Genomic DNA, 3,663 nt, shown 5'->3' with positions numbered 1-3,663 from the left:
TGGTGGAGATGGACAACGTGTTCTTCTTCGTGCTGCCCGCTGGGCAGGGCGCGCAGTTGGCGTTGGTGGCGGACGCCTCGTGTGACATGGGGCAGGCGGCCTTCGAGGTGAACCGTCTGGTGCGGTGGTGGTCAGCGTAGGCGGGCGCGGCGCATCTTTCCGGAGGCGGTGCGGGGGAGTTCGTCGGTGAATTCCACGGTGTGGGGTGCGGCGTGGGGTGCGAAGCGGGCGCGGACCCATTCGCGGAGTTCCTCGGCGAGTTCGGGTGTTGCGGTGTGTCCCGGTGCCAGGACCACGCGGGCGCCGACGAGGTGTCCGGCGAGGTCGTCGGGGATGGCGTAGACGCCGCTCTCCTCGACGGCGGGGTGGGCGTTGAGGACGGCTTCGACCTCGGTGGGGCCGATGCGGTAGCTGCGGGTGATGATGGCGCCGTTGTCGCGGGTGGAGAAGTGGAGGTTGCCCTGGCGGTCCATGATGCCGGTGTCGCCGGTGAGGTGGTAGGTGCGTTCGGGTGAGAAGCGGATGTCGATGGTGTTCTCGTAGCCGAGGTAGCTGTCGAACCAGTCGAGGGGGCTCTGGGCGCGGTCGATGGCGATGCGGCCGTAGGCGCCCAGGGGTGCGGGTTCGTCGGTGATGGCTTCGAGGACCTGGATGTTCCAGCCGGGCAGGGCTGGGCCGATGGCTCCTGGGGGTGTGGTGGTGGCGGGGTCGGGGAGGTCGCCGTTGGGGAGTCCGGCGCACCAGCCGAGTTCGGTCTGGCCGTAGTGGTCGCGGACGGGGACGCCGAAGAGGTCGGTGGCCCAGTCGATGACGTCGGGGGAGAGGGGTTCTCCGGCGCTGGCCATGCGTTGGACGACGATCTCGGGCGGGAGGGTCTTGGTGGCGGCGCGCAGGGTGCGGTAGGTGGTGGGGTCGGAGGCGAAGTTGGTGACCTGGTAGAGGCCCAGGACGTCGAGGGTGAGTTCGGGGTCGAAGAATCCGGCGCGTAGGGCGAGGGAGTTGTGTCCGGCGAGGAGGGGGGAGATGAGGCCGTGGTAGAGGCCGTAGGCGGAGCCGGGGTCGGCGGTGTTCCAGTAGACGTCGTCTTCGTCCACGCCGAGGCCGAAGTGGTGGTAGGCGTGCATGGCGGACAGGGCGCGGGCGGGGACGCGGACGCCTCGGGGTGGGCCGATGAGGTTGGAGACGTAGACGGTGGCGATGTCGCCGTTTCCGGTGGTGGTGTGGGGGCACGGGGTAGGGCGTGCGTGAGATGGCCTGCCTCACATTCGTTGGTTGATGGGTTGTTTCGTGGGGTCAGTGAGGATGGTGGTGAACCTTGCGTCCTAGGGTGGGGCCGTGACAGGCAGTGAGAAGTCGCCCCCAGAGGCGACACAAACAGACGACGGGTCGGGGCTGGCGCACTCGCTGCGCCGCCGACACATGGCACTGATCGCGATCGGCGGATCGGTGGGGGCCGGGCTGTTCATCGGCTCCGGCGCGGTGATCCAGACCGCTGGCCCTGCGGCGGTGGTGTCCTACGCGTTGGCCGGGGCGCTGGTGTTCCTGACCCTGCGTGCGTTGGGCGAGATGGTCGTGTCGGTGCCGGCCGGGGGTTCGTTCTCCGACTACGCCCGCCTGGCCTTCGGACCCCGGGCCGGGTTCAGCATCGGCTGGTTGTACTGGTGGATGTACGCGGTACTGGTGGCCGCGGAGTCGGTGGCCGGGGCCGCGATCCTGAGCCAGTGGGTGCAGGGCGTGCCGCCCTGGGCGCTGGCCCTGATCGTGCTGCTCACCATGACGGTGGCCAACCTGATCTCGGTGCGGGTCTTCGCCGAGACCGAGTCGCTGTTCTCCCTCATCAAGGTCGCCACGATCGTGGCGTTCCTGCTGGTGGGCGGGTTGTACGCGCTGGGGTTGTGGACCGGTGCGCAAGGGGCGACGGTCTCCCACCTGTGGGACCTGGGCGGGTTCGCGCCCAACGGCTGGGTGGCGGTGCTGGGTGCGACGGTGGTGGTGCTGTTCGCCTTCGGTGGCGTGGAGATCATCACGATCGCCGCCGGTGAGAGCGCCGAGCCGGAGCGGGGGGTGGCGTCGGCCATCACCAACGTGCTGTGGCGCATCGGCCTGTTCTACGTGGCCTCCATCCTGGTGGTGGTGATGGTCGTGCCGTGGAACTCCACCGATCTGGACCGCAGCCCCTTCGTGGTGGTCATGGAGATCGTGGGTGTTCCGGGCGCGGCGCTGATCATGGAGATCGTGGTGCTGATCGCGGTGCTGAGCGTGCTCAACGCCGCCATGTACACGTCCTCGCGGATGCTGTTCATGCTGACCCGTCAGGGGGACGCTCCCCGGGTGCTTCGGGGCACCAACCGCCGTGGGGTGCCGGTGCGGGCGATCCTGCTGGGCACCGTGGTGGGGTATGCGGCCGTGGTCGCCGACTACCTGTTCCCGGGGCAGGTGTTCGCGTTCCTGGTGGCCTCCATCGGCGCGATCCTGCTGGTGTTGTTCCTGACGATCTGCGCGTCGCAGTTGGTCGTGGGGGCGCGGGTGCGGCGTAACGCGCCTGAGCGGCTCACGTTGCGGATGTGGGGTTTTCCCTATCTGACGTGGGTGACCCTGCTGGGGTTGGTGGCGATCTTCCTGGCGATGGCGACCCTGCCCGAGCACCGTCAGGCGCTGTGGGCGACGGTCGCGGCCGTGGTGGTGGCGGTGCTGGCCTACGAGGCGCGTCGTGTGTTCGGTGCCAACCCGCCCAGTCGGCGGGTGCTCGGTGTGCAGGGGCGGGCCACGCCCGAGGAGCTGGACCGGGTGGCCGGGACGGGCTCGGTGTCGGCCGCCGGCGGTGGATCGGAGGGTGAGGAACCGCCCGGTGGGGGTTCGGAGGGTGAGGACCACTCCCCCGGCAAGTGAGCGGGGCCCGTCCCCGCACCGGGCTCCGAGTGGGGGTTCGCGTGGCGTCGTCTCCCTGGTGGGGGCGGCGCCACGTCGCGTTCGCGGGGGTGTGTGAGCGGCGCGAAGGGGGGTGTCGTGCCGGGTTCGGGGTGCGGTCGACGGGACGATGACCCCTGGGTGTCCGGAACGCACCTCTTGGTGGTTATGGTGCTGAACTCCGTTTTTGTCGCTATGGTGCTGCGCAACCCCTGAGAGGAGCACCCCCGTGCGACATTTCGTCGGCTTCCTGTCCGGCCTGATCCTGGGCCCGGTCCTACTTCTGGTGACTGGCTGGGCGTTCGCTCACCTGCGGGGCCTGAACGCCGTGCAGTCCGACGCCCTACAGGGCACCGGCCCCGTGGCGGTGGCCGGACTGGTGGGCGTGGGCCTGTTAGTCGCCCTGGTCGCGGTGCCGCCGCGCCTGACCCCGATGCTGCCCTTCGCCGCTGCCCTGGTCGTGGGTGGTGCGACCGCCACCGCCCTGCTGCGCATGCACCTGCTGGAACGCCTGCCGGTCCTGCCCGGTGTCGAGGGCGCCCTGACGCTGCTGCCCCTGGGCGTGTTCGTGCCCCTGGCCCTGGTGCTGGCCGCTCCGGTGTTCGTGGGCGCCCGCTGGGTCCGCGACAACGAGGACGGCCCCACCCGGGAGGAGTACTTCGACGGCCTCTACGAGGACGGAGGGGACGACGACCGGCCCCGTTCCACCGCGACCCGAGCCGAGCCCGTCCCGGAGCACCACCAGCCCCGGCACCG

General features: G+C 70.1%; 2 protein-coding genes and 2 pseudogenes. 3 read left to right on the top strand and 1 reads right to left on the bottom strand.

Features of this window, described 5'->3' with window-relative positions; genetic code table 11:
- Window positions 1-140: pseudogene (locus tag ADX84_RS25865) on the top strand (roadblock/LC7 domain-containing protein); the annotation flags it as partial.
- Here the strand turns inward: ADX84_RS25865 and ADX84_RS24865 are convergent.
- A pseudogene (locus ADX84_RS24865) lies at window positions 132-1,238 on the bottom strand (AMP-binding protein); the annotation flags it as partial. The pseudogenes ADX84_RS25865 and ADX84_RS24865 sit on opposite strands and share 9 nt — an antisense overlap.
- Window positions 1,239-1,419: 181 nt before the next feature.
- Between ADX84_RS24865 and ADX84_RS24860 the strand changes: the two are divergent.
- Both ADX84_RS24860 and ADX84_RS24855 read left to right on the top strand, forming a co-directional pair.
- Window positions 1,420-2,889 carry an amino acid permease gene (locus ADX84_RS24860; RefSeq protein ID WP_049579876.1) on the top strand — a complete coding sequence of 490 codons (1,470 nt, stop codon included), beginning with the start codon at window positions 1,420-1,422 and terminating at the stop codon, window positions 2,887-2,889.
- A 247-nt stretch (window positions 2,890-3,136) separates the two neighbouring features.
- Window positions 3,137-3,663: hypothetical protein (locus tag ADX84_RS24855; protein ID WP_049579874.1), on the top strand; the 527-nt coding region annotated here is incomplete at its 3' end.

Origin of the sequence: Nocardiopsis sp. SBT366, from assembly GCF_001083815.1 — a bacterium.
Classification (GTDB): domain Bacteria; phylum Actinomycetota; class Actinomycetes; order Streptosporangiales; family Streptosporangiaceae; genus Nocardiopsis; species Nocardiopsis prasina.
Note: the sequence above shows the minus strand (reverse complement) of the source record. Positions and strands in the feature narration are given on the sequence as shown.

What these genes read in the sequence shown, in the direction of transcription:
- ADX84_RS24860 (WP_049579876.1), top strand. Translation starts at nt 1,420, where the DNA reads ATGGCACTGATCGCGATCGGCGGATCGGTGGGGGCCGGGCTGTTCATC.